This window comes from Oscillospiraceae bacterium (assembly GCA_022483045.1).
In the GTDB taxonomy this organism is placed as follows: Bacteria; Bacillota; Clostridia; order Oscillospirales; family Acutalibacteraceae; genus Caproicibacterium.
Map to the genome: position 1 here is coordinate 1,130,031 of JAKVOA010000001.1, position 18,422 is coordinate 1,148,452.

Genomic DNA, 18,422 nt, shown 5'->3' on the forward strand with positions numbered 1-18,422 from the left:
TGTTACACAATAAATATTATACCGACTAAAAAAACCGCTGTCAAGTATTCTTTCCAGAAAAGCAGCATTTTCAGGCTGCTGATAAAAAAAGGTAAAAAAGTGTTGACTTTTGTGAAGGTTCATGGTATGATTATTTTCGCGCTTGTGGATAACACAACGCAGAAGCAACAAAGGGGCATAGCTCAGTTGGTAGAGCAGTGGTCTCCAAAACCACGTGCCGAGGGTTCGAGTCCTTCTGCCCCTGCCATACGGCTCGGTAGTTCAGCTGGTTAGAACGCTAGCCTGTCACGCTAGAGGTCGACGGTTCGATCCCGTTCCGAGTCGCCATTTGCTGCTATGGCTCAGATGGCAGAGCACATCCTTGGTAAGGATGAGGTCACGCGTTCGAATCGCGTTAGCAGCTCCACAAAAAATCCACAAAGAAGCTGGGAAATCTTCGGGTTTCCCAGCTTCTTTGTTTTTGTATGTGTTCTTTTGTCAAATTCTCTATTTACTGTTTCCGGCGTCAAATTTTCAACGACACCCGCAAGCGTTTGAAACAGTGCCGACACTGCGGCGCAAACGATATTCTTGCCTTTCTCCGCATATCCTGCGTGTCCGGATACTGTAATACCGCCCGCCAGACGGTTACTTCAATCAATATGGCATTCACTTCTTTCAACACAAAAAGCGCCGTCAACATTTCTGTTAGTGGTGCTCTCTACATTTCCGGCCATTCGCTTAGTTTGTCACTTTCTTCTTTAAGATGCTTTAGTTCTTCCTCTCTTTCTTCCGGTTAAAGATTTCAATGTACTATGATTGTCAGTCGATGCCAGCCGCGCGGCTGACAGTCAAAGACCGTTCGTTACTTACAAGGTTCTCAAGCTGGTTCGGTCTGAACTGGTCGCTGGAGCTAGTCAAAGACCGTTCGTTACTTACAAGGTTCTCAAGCTAAATGGCAGAAACTAGCGGAATTTTTCCAAGTCAAAGACCGTTCGTTACTTACAAGGTTCTCAAGCTAGGTGGCGCCCATGACACACTATTCGTAAGTCAAAGACCGTTCGTTACTTACAAGGTTCTCAAGCACAATAGATGTTTTGATGGAGAAAAATTGAGTCAAAGACCGTTCGTTACTTACAAGGTTCTCAAGCACAATAGATGTTTTGATGGAGAAAAATTGAGTCAAAGACCGTTCGTTACTTACAAGGTTCTCAAGCTAGTCCGTTTCATCCGATATGGCCCTTTTGGTCAAAGACCGTTCGTTACTTACAAGGTTCTCAAGCTCAGCAATGCTTTTGTTAATTCGCTTATTTGTCAAAGACCGTTCGTTACTTACAAGGTTCTCAAGCCAATGTCGAACTTGTTTCTCCCGTGAGAGTGTCAAAGACCGTTCGTTACTTACAAGGTTCTCAAGCTCAGCGCTTACAAATTCTACGTTTTCAAAGGTCAAAGACCGTTCGTTACTTACAAGGTTCTCAAGCTCAACCTTAACATTATCAGTCAGCAAGCCAAAGTCAAAGACCGTTCGTTACTTACAAGGTTCTCAAGCAAGAGCGATGCACGGACTATCACTATAACAGTCAAAGACCGTTCGTTACTTACAAGGTTCTCAAGCCAATATCAAACTTGTTTCGACCGTGAGAGTGTCAAAGACCGTTCGTTACTTACAAGGTTCTCAAGCAAATGTACGTAAGTGACTTAGACTTGATTAGTCAAAGACCGTTCGTTACTTACAAGGTTCTCAAGCCTTCTGTGCGGATAAGGCGGGCGGCAGCGTGTCAAAGACCGTTCGTTACTTACAAGGTTCTCAAGCCTCAAATGCAGAATTTCGTCTGCATCTTGCTCTCACCGAACCTCTTTGCTTTGTGACAGCATTCAGAAACAGTCTTTAACAATATTAATAATAAATCAGGCACTGGTCTTTGTCAATTATGTAATTTCTTTCCCCTGCAGCCGCTGGATATGCATATCTCTCAATTAATAAAAGCTGCAATTTGTAATCTGCGGCTGTTTCATAAAATAATTTTATCTGTTTCTCGTCAAAGTAATCTTTAAAATGTACCAAAATAAAAAGCTTGGTATGCAGAAGTTCTTTTGCCAACTTCATATATTCAATTAGTCTTTCCGATACATTATTTGTATGATTCTCCAAAAATTTCACGTCAAAGACTTTCAATAGCTTTGAGAGGTCAAACTCTTCAGAATAAGAAATGGGGTAATCTAAGGCACTGCCGGCTTTTTCCAGCAGAATTTGGATCCCAGAAAAGGCTTCTGCTTTTTCAAGATAAAAATTTTCACTGACTGTATCCTCCATTTCTTTATAAAGTTTGGACAGCATTTTTCTTTCATTAAGCTCGACATTCAGCGGATTTATGATGATACTTGCAGCTTTACCGAATTCCAGCTCTTCTGAATTTTCAGACAGGATAATGCCGCCATTGTTTTCGGTATTTTCAGATAACATAAGCTGAATAAACTCAAGAAAATATTGGGAAGACTCTATGGAAATTACATCTACATTGTTTTCTTCTGTTTCAAAATTCAAGTTAAACTGGCTGCATAAAAATCTCAAAGTACTACCAGCCTTTCATCATCATTTAAAATACTAGTTGATAAGCTGCCCACCATATAATCCATCTTCTGAAACTGTTTTTCAGTTACTTTCAGCACCTGAACGCTTCCTTCTGGTGGTTTATTCTTTCTCAACCCTGCGGAAACCGCATCGCCTGCTGCTGAATTCGGTACCATCTTGCAATAGACAGATTCCTGCAGCATGATAAATCCGTTTTTAACCAGATACTTTCGGAAAAGCCTATATTTTTTCCTTTCCTCTGCTGTCAGCACAGGCAAATCGAACATAACAAAGATACGCATATATCTATAGCTCATTTCTGCATATTCCTATAAAATCGAATTTCTGAAACATCATGATCATTTAAAGCATCAAAAACGCTGCGACAATATATTTGTATTGCATTGTCGACATACTCACTCCGATCATTCATAATCACCTGCTGGCTTAACACCCCAACAAGTTCCATCTTTTCTGCATGCAAAAACTGCTTCAGCTCCATGGTTAGGACTATTCTGTCCACAAGTGGTCTGAATGGTTCCATAAGATCTGACGCAAGATTAAAAGGATTTGCTCTGTTATCATGAAACAAGCCAAGCTGTGTCAGGTATCCGTTTGCTGCCACTTCCCTTGTAAAAGCAGACAGAATAATGCTGTATCCATAGTTTAAGGCAGCATTTTCGTTGCAGTCTTCTGATCTTGTAAACTCATGTCCAAACAAAGCATTAAAGTAAACCTTTGCGGCATGTCCTTCGCGATTAGTCACATCACCGAATTCAATTTGATTCAAATATTCGCCAAGCAAAGATGCTTCCTGTTTTTGCATGGATACGAGGTGCTCTTTTTGTTTCCGTATTTTTTCTGTTACAATTTCTGTCCACACAGCTGTTTTGATGTCTTTATTCCAAGCAATCTGCGTTCGTATTTTTCCACTTGTATCAAACGAACCATAGTACGGAATAAGCTCTGAAGAAGGATTCCTTTTCTGGTCGCAGAAGATCACTTTCACTTTATTTTTTACAAGTTCTGCAAGCAAAGCAGCCGAAAGAGAAACAGCTGTTGATTCAATCATAACGCTTCTTATTTCATCAACTAAAATTTTAGTTGTTTCTGCCGAGCGCACAACCATATATCCCATTTGATAATCGAGCTTTGCGCTGGAGCTTATTACAACTGTACGCCAACTCATATTGTGAGCAGATCCTCTCTTGTTTCAACCAAGCCCGTAACTGATTGATGGATTAAGACGCACTCCTTCAGATCCGTAATATTTTTCTTTATTTTTGCCCCACCTGCTTTTTTGGAACCCCCGATATCAGACAAATTGACAGGATTTGTATTGGCTGCAAAGCCGAGCAAAATTTCCTGTATACTGGTGCATTGTTTAGGCAAAGACAAATTTGCAAATTTTTCTTTACCAGAAAACACGAGTTCACACAATTTACCTTTTTTGTTTCTGAAAATGTTTTTGCTTAATTTCTCAACGATCGTATTATAAAATTTAATATTCTTTTCTTCCGTCAAAATAGGGTTCTTATTCCTATCTTTTTCGTCGTAGTTTTGAGTTTTCACCGCTTTATCAATTTTTTTAACATAAAGTGATTCTTGATTATTAAAAAGGAGCGGTACAGCATTGTGAAGGATAATGTAGTCACCTGTTCTGCCTGCTAAGCAATAATAGTATCCTTCAATTTTAAAAAGGGAGTTGAATAAAATTTTCGGCTTTCTAAGAGAAAAGTCTGTAATTTCTTCCTTGCTTTCTCTTGTAACTGAATCAAGAAGGTAGGTGTAAACCACTTTTTCGTCAAATTCATTGTTTTTTATAAGAAAAGATGGAATGGCCTCAAGAGAGCGCTGGACCTTTCTTCCTGTTTTATATTCTATAAGACAATAGCAAGCTGTTTTTATGTCTTTTCTTCCGCCATACCGTGAAACTTTACAAAGTCGTTCATCAGATGATTTTATGGGGAAATAGTCCTTTTCCTTTGCATTTCTCGCTGGATATATGGTATCTTTTCCAGTAAGTTCTCCGCTCTGCATATAGCTTCTTCTAGTAATGATCGGCGTATTTTTAAAGACCTGTCCTTTTACAATCTGAATTGTATCTTCTTTACCTGATTCATTCGCATTCCAGGCAGTTTCGTTCTGGCTCCTAATGCTGTACTTAAAGAATTCACCAATATTGCCAAGATTGTATTGATAGAAATTTTTATTTTCTTTCCCTTCGGCATTACGCATAAACTGAAGCGGATTATTTGTAAATTTCACAAAGTAGGCGTTGCCTACAACAACATTTAAGTACGCATCTTTTGCATGATGCAGATCATTTATGCTTCTGCACTTATAAATACCAAATTCATTTCTAAAGTCACTGACAAGGCCGGCTTTTGAAAAGACCACGTCGGTTTCGTTTGGAAAACTCTCTTTTAATATTTGAGTAACTACTTTGGCCGACTGGCCCGTTTCAACGACCTGTCTTTGCACAAACTCAGCTTTTTCCTCCGCTGTGAAGGGCGTTGTTCTAATCAGTCTTTGATACTTTTCCTTTGTAATCAGACCTTTTTCCTTTAGTTCTTTCCACAACCCTTTGCATTCCTTTTGAATATTCGAATTCAATGGGGCATCTCTCTTATCGGAATTTATTGTTTTTTCAACGAGGACCAAATTATTTTGCAGGCTGTCGTCTTTTACAAAATGCCGCGGATAAATATGGTCAATGTCATAGTGGTCATTGTTATTCAGCAAATCATCAAGGCTGATGCTTTTTCCAGAGTACATACTACGCCCCATTTGGCTGTAATAGAGATATACTTTTTTGATTCTAAACTTGTCTTTTGGCAGTTTTTCTATCTCTCCGTTCCAATCTTTTTCCCCATCTTTTATATTTTCATAGAGTTTTGTGAAGAAGTCTTTTCTTGATTTTTTTCTGCCCTGAGCACCCTTTTTCTGGTCAGAACGGGTCATCTCAACAAAGACACGCTTTGGCGCATGTCCCATAATAGTTTCAATTTCGCGCAAAATTTTTATTGTCTGCCATGTCATTCGTTTTACCGGAGCAGACAAATACATGTCGTCAAAATCTTCTGGAACCCACTCAGACAGGATTTTATGTCTTTTAAGAGTTGCTTTTTCTATTTCTTCTGTGTACGTGTACTTTGAACTTAACACCTGCATTAAGTTGTCATTTGTTTCCCACATTGTCTGGATAATGCTTCTTACCACACCGTCCTCTTTACCGTCCTCTTTAAATACTCCCTGCAGCTCAAGGAATTTGCGCGACATTCTGCCCCAGCCTGCAAATTTAAAGCCCATAATTCTCTTAATTTGCTTTTCATCAAGTCTGTCTCCAAACTCTTTTTTTACGCGTGCTTTAAACATGTCTTTTAAGTCACCGTAAACCGTCCCTAAATAGATAATCCTTTCAATCATTTTTTTATGTTCTCGGTCAAAATAAGGAGATTTAAAAATTCCATTAAACTTGCCTACAGAGGAAAGGTAAGCTTTAAAATCGCCGTCTATTCCGGAAACCTGATCAGCGTTTTCTTTAGAAATATCTCCGTTGGTCTGCAGATAATCCAATAACTTTTTCTGCTTGACTGGGCGTCCTTTCATGAATAAATCGTTGTAAATATTCTGCTTCAGCTCTACAGAAACAGGCTTGCTATTAATCTTTAAGTTATTCAGTTCGTTTAAAACCATAAACTTTTCATAGAGAAGAGATTTTTTAGGCAGAACTTTCTGGTCGGAAAGATAAGTACATTGTCCAATTAAATTTTCAATAAAGGCTTCTGAAGTTTTATTTCTATCAATCACACTCCAAAAATTCCAAGGATAAACTTTGTCATTGCTTTTTCTGACAGCCCACCCATGGTCTTTCTTTGGATCACCAGATTTGCCTAAGGGACCCACATAATATGGAATGTGAAACTGAAAAAGTTCCACGACCTTTTCAGATACAGTATATCCCGAATGATCTCTTTCGCTGAGAAATGGCAAATACTTTTCAGCATTTTTCAGAATTGCTTTCATTTCATGGACATATACTTGATTTGGGATAACTCCATTTTCGAAAATAAGCTGCTTTTTAAGAAATGTTTTGTTTTCTATTTCCCAGAGTATTTTTTTTACATCGGGATCCTCAGGAAAATCTTTAAAAATTCTTTTGATTTTGTCGTACATTGCAGTTGGCTTATAATTATCTTCTTTTTTGCCGGCGACATAACGTCTCTGCTTACCAGAACCATCATCCGTATATTTCTTTTTCGTGTTTGTACTGCCTATGTAAGCGCTGTAGCTGCCGCTTGATATTTCTCTAAACATTCCATCATATTCGTCCGGAGAAAGGCGCCTAATTGTTTTTTTCAGCAGTTTCAGGTCTTCTTTGTGCTTGGCATATGCTTCTACCCTTGCTTCGCTTATAAATTCTTTACCGCACATAATATGGTCATGAATACTGTCGTAAACTTGTTTCATGGCCATCACAAACGACATATCGTCTTCCTCTACGACTTCACCCAACTCTGCAATTTTTTCTTCAAAGCTATTGTCTCTAAAGGAAATCTTTGTCAGGGCGCTGCTTTCTGCATCTTCAAATTTTTCTTTGCCAAAGATTGCGTCGAGATTTTGACTGCAGCCGCATAGTAAGCCCAGAATATTGTACAGGCGCTTATCCTTTTTTAAGACTCCAAGATACTTTGCGACGTTTTCAAAGATTGCTGTTTTGGAAGAATTCTTGTCATCTAATATATGTTTTAATTCATCTACATTTTCTGCCTTTGGAAAGGCCTCTATTTTTTCATCAGAAGAAAATAAGTCCTGGTATTCCTTTGAAAGTTCATTCCAGCTGTCTTTAAAGGAACTGCTGCTATTTTCATCGAGGTTATCATTTAAAAAATTTCCGCGATGTTTAAACATATTCAGCAGTGCAAGATAAACCAGCCGTACATCTTTTCGCATTGGCGAATTTGCATGTGTGCCATCTGGGCAGGCCAGTTCTTTTCTAAGGTGAAAGATTGTAGGGTATTCCTTAAAATAGTCTGCATCCGTATAATTCTTTTCACAGAAAATGGCAGATTTCTGTTGATTGCCGTCGCTTCTATCATCTAAAAAATATTTACTTTCGCTGAGTCTTTGATAAAATCCAGGATCGACCTGCTTTATTTCTGAGGCAAATAGACTTTTTAAAACGGATATGCGCTCTGTTTCTCTTTCCCGTCTGCGCCGTGCTACCCGCTGCATTCGCCTGCCCTGCGCTGTACCGGCTTCTTTAAACAGCCGCGCTCCCCACATATCTTTGCCTTTGCCGCGGATGATTTTATAAGATGTATCTGTGACAGCCCAGCCAACAGACGCCGTTCCTATATCCAAGCCCACATAATAATCTTTGCTGTATGCCATAATAATTTACCTCCATTATTTCAAAGCCTTGTGAAAACGTCTTGACATTTATCTCTTTGAGATGTATTATTGAAATTACTTACAAGGTGAGTTCAAGTAAGGATTCTTCCGAATACGTTTGCCCGCATTGTGCGGCACTATGAGAAAACAAGAAGTCGAAGGGATTGATTCCTTTCGGCTTTTTATTTTTCTGCTGTCTTGCTCGCACTAAAACAGAAGAATGGGCCCTGAAACAGCAAATATGAAATTCTCCTGCCTTTTTCAAAAATGATTTCCTTAACTCTATCAATAAATGAATATATTGTATTATATCACAATTATGTTAATTAACAAAATTATCGTATTGGATTTGATGCTTTATGTATTATTTTGGTGTTTGTTGACTCTATTCTTACTCTTAACCTGCTATATATAGACTATCTGCAAACAAATGCACGGGACGTCTTTCCTGTATTGACAAGCATCAGCGGGCACTTCATAATGAAGATACTGGATTTCAAAGGAGATGTATCAAAATGCTGCAGTATGTATCAGCACCGGAAGCGACAGGAGTTTCCTCTCTGGCCGTTATGCGGCTGCTGGATGAGATTTCCGCACACAAAATTGACGTCCATTCCATCATGATTGCCCGGCACGGAAAAATTGCTGCGCGTCTGGAGTGGGCACCCTACGACGCCTGTACAGCAAGCACGCTGTTTTCACTGTCAAAAAGCTTCACTTCCTGTGCGACAGGTTTCGCTGCTGCAGAAGGGCTACTGTCTTTTGACGACAAAATCTGCGAACTGCTGCCTGACAAAGTACCCGCTGATGCCTCGAACGCACTGCGAAAGATCACTATAGGCGACCTGCTCTGTATGGGAAGTGGCATGAGCGAAGAAAGTGATGTCATTCCTGCGGACTGCATCGACTGGGAAAAATACTTTTTATCCTGCCCCGTCAAGTATCCGCCCCGCACGCATTTTCATTACAATACCATCAGCACCTATGTCATTGCCTGCGCTTTGCAGCGCGTCACAGGAATGACGGTGCGCGATTATCTGCAGCCGCGGCTGTTTGACAAGCTTGGCATTCAGACGCCGCAGTGGGACTGCTCCCCCACTGGTGTCAACTGTGCAGGCTTTGGCCTGCACTTATCCTGTGAAGATATTCTGAAATTTGGGCAGCTGCTGCTGGACCACGGCATGTGGAACGGTGAGCGCGTGCTGCCAAAGGGCTGGGTGGAGCTGGCCTCTCGCAAACACATGGACAACGGCACAGACCCAAACAACGATTGGAACCAGGGTTACGGTTATCTATTTTGGCGCACCCGCGGCGGGCGATACCGTGGTGACGGTGCATACGGCCAAATCTGCATGGTAGACGAGGCAAACGACACAGTAGTTGCCGCAATCGCCGGCGTAGACAATATGGGCGATGAGCTGGATGCGGTCAACACTTTTTTCAAAAGCCTCAGCCTACCCATGGGAGATACAGCTGCACAAAAGCAACTGGCAGCACGCACTGCATCACTGCACTACGATTTTCCCCGCGATGATGGTTCTGGCTTTTCTATCAACGCAAGTTACATTGGTACGGAAGGGCGTTTTCTACGCATTGAAAACAACCCGGACGGCTCTATCTGCCTGCACCGCCATGTGCCCGGATCATACCCGGCCTTTCCTATGCTGTTTGGCCTGAGGAAACCGATTGTCGGTGAATTTATTTCCTTTGTACCCGGCGAGCAGCCCCAAAAAGCGCTGTGCGCGTACGGCTGGCAAAAGGGTTCCCTACATTTTGTCATGCGCACACCTGCCGCGCCATACATGCTTGATGCATGCTTAACTTTCTCCGGAAAATGTCTAACGGTAGAAATGACCGGAACCGTCACTGACTGTGGCATACAAAAATACACGCGCATCTAAAAGAAAAGCTTTCCGCTGCGGTTAATCCTGCAGTGGAAAGCTTTTTTATGATTGGCTGTACCCGGATTTTGGAACTGATACATCGGCTCTTCTTCCGAAAAAAAGCAGATACACGCGATGAATCATTTTTACGAATTCAATACATACAGAATGGAGAACACCGCCGGCTCCTTTATCAATTCATTTCTGTGCTTTTGCTGTCTTCTCCCCGCAAGCTGGCAGGGACAGCGAAAGCACAGCCCCACCCCGAGGCAAAGCATGCAGCTGTGCAGTTCCGCCGGCCCGTACAGCAATGGTGCGTATGATAAACAATCCTGCACCGCTTCCCTCAAATTCTTTTTCTGTATGCAGGCGGCTGAAAAGTTCAAATAAATGCTGAGAGCAAGATTCATCAAAGCCTGCACCGTTATCGGCAATCTGTAACTGCAGCATGCCGCCTGAACTGCTGCAGGTAACCGCAATTTTCGGTGCAGGACAGTTTCGTGTAAATTTCCAGCTGTTTGAGAGAGCCTCCCAAACAATACACACCGCCATATCCGGGTCCATCCAAACCCATGGAAGCATTTCCCGGCACAGCTCTACATGCCGCTTCGGTTCCCGCTCCTGAAGCTGCTGCGCGGCACGGTCAAACAGCGGATTCAAATCCACTGCTTTAGGAACGAGGGAGCGGCTGCAGACGCGCGAGACTTTCAGCAGCCTGTCAATTAACTGCTGCGCGGTTTGAGTGCACCCATAAAGCAGCTTCTTTGCCTCTTCTGTTTCCGCGGGAGGAAGTTCCCCGCTGTCTATTAAACTACCCAGTTGTGCAATATTCTGCATCGGCGCTTTGAGGTCATGGGCGGCGGCATAGCAAAACTGATTGCGCTCCTGTACAGCCGCTCCTGCGGCATTCTGCGCCTGTGCATATGCAAGGTACGGCTTCACCCGCGCGGCAAAAGCTTCAGCGCCGTCTGACGGCCTGATTAGGTCATTGGCACCCGCACAGACACATGCCGCAAACGGCAGGGTATCGGATACGACTAGGACCGGGATCTTGCACGTTTCTGTTTTGCTGCGCAGCTTTGTACAGAATTCTGTACAGGGCACATCTGCCGCCTCAAGGACGGCCAGAGCGGGCAAATACCGGCAGGCAAGCTGAAAACCTGCGCCGCTGTCGGCGGCGATTCTGACATGTGCACCCGCCGCCTGCAAAATATCGGCCGCAGGGCCAATGTATGCCGCATTTTTTGCAATAATGAGCACTTCCGGTTTCATGTACGCCTCCGATATAAAATCAAATAGAAACTTTCTGCTGAATGGCTTTCATATCCGCATTTTCTGTTTCGCCCTGCATAACAATGCTGCCTTTATCCATAACATAAAAATCGTCTGCAATGCCCATGACGAACTCTACATACTGCTCTACAATGAAAATAGTGAGCCCGCCACGCTGAATCAGTTTGCGGATAACGTCGCCGATCTGCTGAATAACTGAGGGCTGTATCCCCTCGGTCGGTTCATCGAGAATCAAAAGCTTCGGTTTTGATACCAGCGCCCGGGCAATGGCCAGCTGCTGTTGCTGCCCACCCGAAAGGTCGCCGCCTTTTCTTGCGAGGAACTCTTTCAAAATGGGAAACAGCTCAAACACAAAGGGATCAATTTCTTTTATCTGCGGGTTGGCTTCCAGCCCCAGCAGCAAATTTTCCCGCACACTGATCTGCGGAAAGATTTCGCGGCCCTGCGGCACATAGCCGATGCCTTTGCGCACCCGCACATTGGTCGGCTGCTTGGTGATATCCTCCCCAGAAAACGTAACAGAGCCGTTTGGTGTTTTCATAAGACCCATCACCGCCCGCAGGGTCGTGGTTTTTCCAACGCCATTGCGGCCAATCAGGCAGGTGACCCGCTCCGCGCGTGCTGTCAAGTTGACACCGTGCAGCACTAGACCTTCCCCATAGGTTGCGGTTAAATCATGAAGCTCAAGCACTGCATTCACCGCCTCTGCCAAGGTATACATCAATAACTTTGGGGTTTCTTTCCACTTCGCTGATATTCCCCTCGTCTAAAATCCGGCCCTCGTGCAGCACCGTCACGCTGGTGGAACAGCTGCGGACAAATTCCATGTCGTGTTCCACTACAACAATTGTACTGTATTTTGCAAATTTTTGCAGCAGCTCACTGGTGCGCTCTGTCTCTGTGCGGCCCATGCCCGCTACCGGCTCATCAAGCAGCATCAGCTTTGGTTTTGCTACAAACAGCATGCCGATTTCCAGCCATTGTTTCTGCCCATGGGAAAGCCGTGTTGGATAATCAAACCGGTGCTCGTAAAGCCCGGTCATTTTCAGTGTTTCGTCCAAACGGTCCCGCTGCTCACCAGAAAGGCGCTGGAACATGGAGGAATACAACGAATGCCGCTGTGTGCATGCCAATTCCAGGTTTTCATACACGGTAATGCCGGGAAAAACCGACGGGGCCTGGAACTTGCGCCCAACCCCAAGATGGGCAATTTCATAATCTTTCATTTTGGCAAGGTCGTGTGTTCCCTCAAAAATGATGTGTCCACCTGAGGGATGCGTCCTGCCGCAGGCCATATCCAGCAGGGTCGTTTTGCCCGCGCCGTTTGGCCCGATGAAAAAGTGAATCTCATTTTCCATCACCTGCGTACTCACATTTTTAATTGCCTGAAAGCCATTGAAAGAAACACTTACGTTTTGAAAATCTAAAATTGGCAGCATGAAAAAGCACCTCCGCAAATGAATAATAGTTTACTTGGAAACCACCGAAGCCGGTGAACCTTTTCGTCTGGCAAAACAGGATTTGAGTTTTTCCGGAATACCCATCAGGCCCTTTGGCAGGAAAAGAATCACCAGCACAAACACTGCACCAATAATATAAGACCACGCGTCTGGCACATTGGAGCTGACAACGAATTTAAAGACACTCACCAGCACCGCACCAAGTACCGCACCAAACAGCGTGACCTTACCGCCGACTGCGACCCAGATAACCATTTCCACAGAAGGCGTAATGCCCATTTCCGTTGGCGAAATAATGCCGGACTGCGGAACATACAGTGCACCGGCTAAGCCGGCAAGCCCAGCCGACAGGCAGTAGACAAACAGCTTATAAGTAGTTGGATTGTAGCCCGTAAAACGCATACGGTTTTCGCCATCGCGGATGGCCACCAGAATGCTGCCGGTACGGCGCCTAACTAAAAACGTACAGAACAAGAAAGAAAGAGCCAGCACAGCAAACGTCACATAATAGAGCGTCAGGCGGCCCGCATGGCTGTAAAGATTCAGTCCAAAGAGTGTGCGGAAATTCGTAAGGCCATTTGTGCCGCCCGTATATGCCTGCTGGCTTTCAATCAAGAGCGGAATAATCACCGCGAGAGCCTGCGAAATAATGGAGAAGAACACTCCTTTAATTCTATTGCGAAAAGTCAGAAAACCAATCAAAAGGGCCAGCAGCATGGGAATCAAAACCGCCATGACAATGGCAAACACCGGGTTGGCAAACGGCCGCCATACCGCCGGCAGCGTGCTCAGACCGCTCCACTTCATAAAAGAAGGCATTGCGCCACCTGTAGAGGAAAGCGTCATATAAATAGCCATGCTGTAAGCGCCAAGCCCAAAAAACACACCGTGCCCCAGGCTGAGAATGCCGGTATAACCCCAGATTAGGTCAAGCCCTACAGCAATAATTGCGTAACACAGGAATTTTCCCAAAAGATTTGTTTGAAAGTCGGAAGTAAAACCCGGCAGCACCGCCAAAATCAGGAACAGAATCATAGGTGCCAGGCGTTTTCCCGCTGGCTGTCTTTTTGTTTTCAGCATATTGTTCCCTCCTCAATCGTCTTCCAGGCTGCGGCTGTCGGTAGAGAACATACCGCGCGGCTTAAACTGCAGGAATGCGATAACCGCTGCCAGGATCAGCACCTTGCCGAGCGAAGCATTTGTCAAGAACTCGCACACAGTGTCACCGACACCCATAAACGCCGCACCAAAGACAGTGCCGAAAATGCTGCCGACGCCGCCGACAACTACAGTCATAAAGCTGTCTACAATGTAGTTGGTACCGAGCGTGGGTCCAATGGAGCCGAGCAGGGTCAGTGCACAGCCCGCAATGCCAGCAATTCCCGAGCCAACCGCAAAAGTCCATGTATCTACTTTTTTTGCAGGAACGCCGAGGCAGGCCGCCATTTCGCGGTTTTGCATCACCGCACGAACACTGCGCCCAACGCGCGTGCGATGCAGCAGCACGTACATTGCCGCACAGATGCAAACCGCAAGCAGCATAATGAAGATGCGCTTGACCGGCAGATGTAGCGTAGACGTGACATTGAGCGTACCGCTAAGCCATGCAGGCGAAGTCACATTGACATTCGCTGTACCAAAAATATTTCGCGCAAGCTGCTGTAGAATCAGACTGACGCCCCACGTAACCAGCAGGCTGTCCATTGGCCGGCCGTACAGGCGGCTGATAATCAGCTTTTCCAAAACAAGCCCTACCAGCCCAGACACGATAAATGACGCCGGCAGTGCAATAATATAATAGAAATCAAAAGCGCCGGCGGGCAGCGCACTGAGGAAAAGATTCTGTATACAGTAGGTCGTGTAGGCCCCTATCATCAGAAACTCGCCGTGTGCCATGTTGATAATCTTCATCAGGCCAAAAGTGATCATCAGGCCCAGGGCGGCAAGCAGCAAAATGGAGCTTAAGCTGATGCCGTTAAAAATCTGCAGAAAAACTGTTTCTCCCATCTGTCTTCCCCCTCTCAGCCCGCAAGTCCCGCGGCCCATGTGTAGTTTTTCAGGTACGGGTCCGGTTTCAGTGGGCCGTCCGACTTCCACACCTCGTCGATTAATCCGGCGGAATTGACCTGACCGATACGCACGGTCTTGTAAACGTGATGATTTTCGCCGTCAATCGTAATTTTTCCCTCTGGAGAATCAATTGAAATGCCGCCTGCCGCTTTGCGCACTTGGTCGACATCGGTCGTGCCGGCCTTTGTGACCGCCGACGCCCATAGATAAACGGCATTGTACGCCGCCTCAATCGGGTCATCGGTCACGCGGCTCTGGCCATAGCGCTTTTTATAGTTGGCAACAAAGGTTTGATTCACACTGTTTTTAGTCGTCTCATAATAGTTCCACGAAACATACTGCCCTGCCATATTAGCGGCACCGATTCCCTTGATTTCTTCTTCAGCCACGCTAACAGAACAAGTAGGCAGTGTTTTCGCGGTAAAGCCGGCATCTTTCATCTGCTTAAAGAAAGCCACGTTGCTGTCACCATTGAGTGTATTAAATACAAAATCAGGATCTGCCGACTTGATTTTGCTGAGCACGGTACTGTATTCCGTATGCCCCATCGGTGTGTATTCCTCACCGACAACAGTTCCGCCTGCGGCCGCGACCTGCTTTTTAATAACCGCATTTGCAATGCGCGGGAACATGTAGTCAGAACCAACTAAAAAGACTTTCTTACCAAATTTTTTCATCAACCACTGTACCGCCGGCACAATCTGCTGGTTTGGTGCTGCCCCCGTATAAATGATGTTGGGTGACGACTCCATTCCTTCGTACTGCACCGGATACCACAGCAGGCCATTATACTGCTCAAAGACCGGCAGCACTGCTTTTCTACTGGCCGAGGTCCAGCAGCCAAAGACGGTCACAACTTTGTCCTGCTGCAAAAGCCGCTGTGCCTGGTCTTTAAAAGTAGGCCAGTCAGAGGCACCATCAGCTACCACTGGCTCAATTTTTTTGCCCAGCACACCGCCTTTGGCGTTGATTTCATCAATCGCCATCATCTCAGCATCTTTTAGTGAAGGTTCACTGATAGACATGGTACCTGTCAAAGAATGCAGAATACCAACTTTGATAACAGACGCAGAAGAAGCGCCGGAATTGCCGCACCCCGAAAGCGGGACCACCGCAAGACTAGCCGCAAGGAGCAGGGCCGCCGCTTTCACCGCAAAGTGTTTTTTCATAAGTTCTCCCTCCTGTCTCGATAAGAAAAGGCGCCGCGGGTGAAAACTCACCTGCGGCGCCTTTGCCAATCTTCTGCTTAATAACTGGCTCCATTATACTCGATGAAAAAGGAATTGAAAACCTAACAAATCCTGATTTTTACCCTATTTTTATGGTTTCAGGCATAAACTTGCCTTTCCAGATAAGCTTTCTCTACAAAGATTTTGCATTTTGTCATACAGCTTGCAGTATCTCACTTACAAAAGTGCTGTACTGTTTTTTTGCATACAGGCCTCTGCACCCGGCACATTTTTCTCTTTGCCAAAACAGAACGCAGCAGGCTGGCACAGGCGGCCATGTCAAAGCTTTCGGCAGCCTCTTGCAGCCGGGCATAAGCAGGCGGCGGCAAAAGGCGCTGCAGCTCAAGTGCATTGCTTTTTACACACTGCACCGCATGAAAATCCCCATTTTCAAATTCTGCAGAGAGGGCTTCCAGTATTCCCTCCGGCTGTGCCTGCAGGGGCTTCTTTATGTTTTTTGGACAGTGCCGCGTTTGGCAGAGCTGCTCAAGATTTTGAAAAAGCCTGCCGCGGTCAATCGGCTTTAAAAGATAGGCGTCCATTCCCGCTTGTTGAGCTGCGCGAACAGAGGTGTCGACAGCATCTGCCGAAAGTGCAGCAATCGGCGTAAAGCGGTTGACACCGCTTCTGCGGATTTCACGGGCAGTGTCACAGCCATCCATACCCGACATGCGCACATCCAGCAGAATGACGTCATAACGATTTGTTTGGCAGAGCGCAATCGCTTTTTTTCCCCCGTCTGCCGTGGAAACTGACAATCTGCCCTTTTGCAGCATTTCTTTTTCCATCAGCAGGTTTACCTGGTCATTATCGACGACCAGTACTTTTTTGCCGAAAAGAAGCGAAGCATCGGAAAGCACAGGTAAATCGCGCTGCTTTCCCGGATGCAGCGGCAGAGAAACTGTAAAGACAGAGCCACTCCCTTTGCGGCTGGTAAGCGCTATCCTGCCGCCCATCAGCTTCAAAAAGCCGCTGGAAATACTGAGGCCCAGTCCGGTGCCGCCGGCTTTTTGGGACGCCGAGGCATCGGCCTGCTCAAACGACTCAAAAATGCGCTTTTGGTCCTTCTGCTTAATACCGGGGCCGGTATCTGCCACAGAAAGCTGCAGCACTGCAGGAGAAGGAACCCATACGCGCAGGGAAACACTTCCGTGTGATGTGAATTTAACCGCATTCCCCACTAAATTGATACAAATCTGACGCAGCTTTTTTTCGTCTCCGTAAATCCATCTGTACACAGGGGCCACTTCGTCCTGCAAAGACAGCTGTATTCCTTTTTGCTCTGCCTGTACACGAAACATGCCGTAAACGCTGCTGAGCATTTCGTGCAAGTCAAAGTCCGCTTCTATAAGCGTCTCTTGTCCCGCTTCCAGTTTAGAAAAATCCAGTACATTATTTAAAATGCCCAGTAAATTATGGGAAGCCTCACTTACGCACGCAAAACACCTGCGCTGGTGTACATTGAGCGGTGTGTCCTCGAGCAGCTGCAAATACCCCGTAATGGTGTTGAGCGGTGTGCGGATTTCGTGACTCATCTGCGCAAGGAAGAGGCTTTTTGCCTTGCTGCCGGCCTCTGCTTTCTCCTTTGCCTGCACCAGATCTTTTTCCAGTTCCTTTCGGCGGGTAATCTCCCCCTGCAAATTCTGTGACAAATGGTTCCAGCCGCCGGTCAGCTCCTGCAGCTCCCACGCACCACCTTCTTTCAGCTGATTTTCGCCGTTTTGCAGGTACTGAATGTTCTCTTTAATCGGTGCAAGATAGAAATGATGAAACAGCGCCGCCAGTGCGCTGACGAAAAACAGCGCTACAATATCCAGCCCTGCAACAAACCCAACCGACCGCGCAGTGCGTTCTTTTGCGGTTTTCAGCTGCAGTGCCAGGCGTGTGCTCATCATGGATTGAAACTGTGCTATAGGGTTTAAAATTCCATTTTTACTGTTTTTATAAAAATCGTCGAACATGAATTTCCTGGCCAGTTGACTCTTTGCATCTTTTGTAAGGCTGCTTTCGTCTGCCGGAAGCCGGTAAGCCGCCACCTCTTTGGACATCTGCGAAAGCGGCAGGCCGTCGCTTTCGGCAATCAGCCGCATGGAGTGTGTTTCTACTTTCATCAGCCGGTCCGAGTTTGCCTTTGCACTTTTTAAGGCGGCCAATTCCTTTGCCGGCAGATATGCGCCGGTCAGCTGCTGCACAGCTTTATCCCTGCGGCGGGAAACATCGGCTTCATACCAGTAATTCTGCATAGCCGCGCGGCTGTGTGTAACCACATAAGTACGTGCCTGGTCGGTGAGGTAGTCGGAACCGTCTTTGAGCTGCTGGCCAAGCTGCTGAAAAGAAGCCCGGTTTGTTTCCGCCTCATTCTGCGCCTGAATGGACTGGCACAGATCAGTAGCGCTGTCGAGCAGCACAAGCGCAATCAGTGTAATGATGGCGCCTGTCATACACAGAATGGTGCTTTGACGAATGCGTGCCTTTTTCACTGCCGGCCTCCCCTTCCTTGTCTGTACTTTGCTCCATAACAAGACAAAATGCCATTGGA

At 45.6% G+C, this 18,422-nt stretch carries 12 protein-coding genes, 3 tRNA genes, 1 pseudogene and 1 CRISPR repeat array; of the genes and pseudogenes, 4 read left to right on the forward strand and 12 right to left on the reverse strand.

What is annotated here, in order from left to right; translation table 11 throughout:
• The first annotated feature begins 171 nt into the window (after positions 1-171).
• The 3 genes from LKE53_05470 (at position 172) to LKE53_05480 (ending at position 406) form a co-directional block, all read left to right on the forward strand.
• Positions 172-247, forward strand: a tRNA-Trp gene (locus LKE53_05470).
• 3 nt (positions 248-250) lie between these two features.
• Positions 251-327: transfer RNA gene (locus LKE53_05475), tRNA-Asp, on the forward strand.
• A gap of 3 nt (positions 328-330) precedes the next feature.
• Positions 331-406, forward strand: a tRNA-Thr gene (locus LKE53_05480).
• Positions 407-506: 100 nt separating this feature from the next.
• Here the strand turns inward: LKE53_05480 and LKE53_05485 are convergent.
• The 5 genes and pseudogenes from LKE53_05485 to cas9 all read right to left on the reverse strand — a co-directional run bounded on the left by LKE53_05485 (position 507) and on the right by cas9 (position 7,948).
• Positions 507-566 (reverse strand): annotated as a pseudogene (locus tag LKE53_05485) (hypothetical protein).
• Between the two features lie 263 nt (positions 567-829).
• Positions 830-1,792: a CRISPR direct-repeat array (repeat unit 36 nt; unit sequence GTCAAAGACCGTTCGTTACTTACAAGGTTCTCAAGC).
• An 84-nt stretch (positions 1,793-1,876) separates the two neighbouring features.
• On the reverse strand, positions 1,877-2,524 hold the full coding sequence (gene csn2 / locus LKE53_05490) for a type II-A CRISPR-associated protein Csn2 (GenBank protein ID MCH3972204.1): 648 nt from the start codon (positions 2,522-2,524) through the stop codon (positions 1,877-1,879).
• A gap of 23 nt (positions 2,525-2,547) precedes the next feature.
• Positions 2,548-2,868, reverse strand: a complete 321-nt coding sequence (cas2, locus tag LKE53_05495) for a CRISPR-associated endonuclease Cas2 (GenBank protein ID MCH3972205.1) — start codon at positions 2,866-2,868, stop codon at positions 2,548-2,550.
• Positions 2,865-3,740, reverse strand: a complete 876-nt coding sequence (gene cas1 / locus LKE53_05500; GenBank protein MCH3972206.1) for a type II CRISPR-associated endonuclease Cas1 — start codon at positions 3,738-3,740, stop codon at positions 2,865-2,867. Before cas1 ends, cas2 begins: the two co-directional genes overlap by 4 nt.
• Positions 3,737-7,948, reverse strand: a complete 4,212-nt coding sequence (gene cas9 / locus LKE53_05505) for a type II CRISPR RNA-guided endonuclease Cas9 (GenBank protein ID MCH3972207.1) — start codon at positions 7,946-7,948, stop codon at positions 3,737-3,739. Before cas9 ends, cas1 begins: the two co-directional genes overlap by 4 nt.
• Positions 7,949-8,463: 515 nt before the next feature.
• Between cas9 and LKE53_05510 the strand changes: the two genes are divergently transcribed.
• The gene (locus LKE53_05510) at positions 8,464-9,849 is read left to right on the forward strand and encodes a beta-lactamase family protein (protein MCH3972208.1); all 1,386 of its coding nucleotides are present in this window, start codon (positions 8,464-8,466) and stop codon (positions 9,847-9,849) included.
• 180 nt (positions 9,850-10,029) lie between these two features.
• On the opposite strand, the gene LKE53_05515 is transcribed toward LKE53_05510, so the two are convergent.
• The 7 genes from LKE53_05515 to LKE53_05545 all read right to left on the reverse strand — a co-directional run bounded on the left by LKE53_05515 (position 10,030) and on the right by LKE53_05545 (position 18,363).
• A complete protein-coding gene (locus LKE53_05515; GenBank protein MCH3972209.1) occupies positions 10,030-11,103 on the reverse strand; it encodes an ATP-binding protein in 1,074 nt (357 codons plus the stop codon).
• Between the two features lie 19 nt (positions 11,104-11,122).
• Positions 11,123-11,815 carry an urea ABC transporter ATP-binding subunit UrtE gene (urtE, locus tag LKE53_05520; protein MCH3972210.1) on the reverse strand — a complete coding sequence of 231 codons (693 nt, stop codon included), beginning with the start codon at positions 11,813-11,815 and terminating at the stop codon, positions 11,123-11,125.
• The gene (gene urtD, locus LKE53_05525; protein MCH3972211.1) at positions 11,808-12,563 is read right to left on the reverse strand and encodes an urea ABC transporter ATP-binding protein UrtD; all 756 of its coding nucleotides are present in this window, start codon (positions 12,561-12,563) and stop codon (positions 11,808-11,810) included. Before urtD ends, urtE begins: the two co-directional genes overlap by 8 nt.
• Before the next feature lie 30 nt (positions 12,564-12,593).
• Positions 12,594-13,664 (reverse strand): urea ABC transporter permease subunit UrtC, encoded by a 1,071-nt coding sequence (urtC, locus tag LKE53_05530; protein ID MCH3972212.1) that lies wholly within the window; start codon positions 13,662-13,664, stop codon positions 12,594-12,596.
• 12 nt (positions 13,665-13,676) lie between these two features.
• On the reverse strand, positions 13,677-14,591 hold the full coding sequence (gene urtB / locus LKE53_05535) for an urea ABC transporter permease subunit UrtB (GenBank protein ID MCH3972213.1): 915 nt from the start codon (positions 14,589-14,591) through the stop codon (positions 13,677-13,679).
• Between the two features lie 14 nt (positions 14,592-14,605).
• Positions 14,606-15,823: an urea ABC transporter substrate-binding protein gene (gene urtA, locus LKE53_05540; GenBank protein ID MCH3972214.1), complete on the reverse strand. Its 1,218-nt coding sequence runs from the start codon at positions 15,821-15,823 to the stop codon at positions 14,606-14,608.
• A gap of 233 nt (positions 15,824-16,056) precedes the next feature.
• Complete coding sequence (locus LKE53_05545) at positions 16,057-18,363, reverse strand: ATP-binding protein (GenBank protein MCH3972215.1); 2,307 nt, start codon at positions 18,361-18,363, stop codon at positions 16,057-16,059.
• Positions 18,364-18,422: the final 59 nt, after the last annotated feature.

What these genes read in the sequence shown, in the direction of transcription:
- cas1 (MCH3972206.1), bottom strand. Translation starts at nt 3,740, where the DNA reads ATGAGTTGGCGTACAGTTGTAATAAGCTCCAGCGCAAAGCTCGATTAT.
- cas2 (MCH3972205.1), bottom strand. Translation starts at nt 2,868, where the DNA reads ATGAGCTATAGATATATGCGTATCTTTGTTATGTTCGATTTGCCTGTG.
- cas9 (MCH3972207.1), bottom strand. Translation starts at nt 7,948, where the DNA reads ATGGCATACAGCAAAGATTATTATGTGGGCTTGGATATAGGAACGGCG.
- LKE53_05510 (MCH3972208.1), top strand. Translation starts at nt 8,464, where the DNA reads ATGCTGCAGTATGTATCAGCACCGGAAGCGACAGGAGTTTCCTCTCTG.
- urtD (MCH3972211.1), bottom strand. Translation starts at nt 12,563, where the DNA reads ATGCTGCCAATTTTAGATTTTCAAAACGTAAGTGTTTCTTTCAATGGC.
- LKE53_05515 (MCH3972209.1), bottom strand. Translation starts at nt 11,103, where the DNA reads ATGAAACCGGAAGTGCTCATTATTGCAAAAAATGCGGCATACATTGGC.
- urtB (MCH3972213.1), bottom strand. Translation starts at nt 14,591, where the DNA reads ATGGGAGAAACAGTTTTTCTGCAGATTTTTAACGGCATCAGCTTAAGC.
- urtA (MCH3972214.1), bottom strand. Translation starts at nt 15,823, where the DNA reads ATGAAAAAACACTTTGCGGTGAAAGCGGCGGCCCTGCTCCTTGCGGCT.
- urtC (MCH3972212.1), bottom strand. Translation starts at nt 13,664, where the DNA reads ATGCTGAAAACAAAAAGACAGCCAGCGGGAAAACGCCTGGCACCTATG.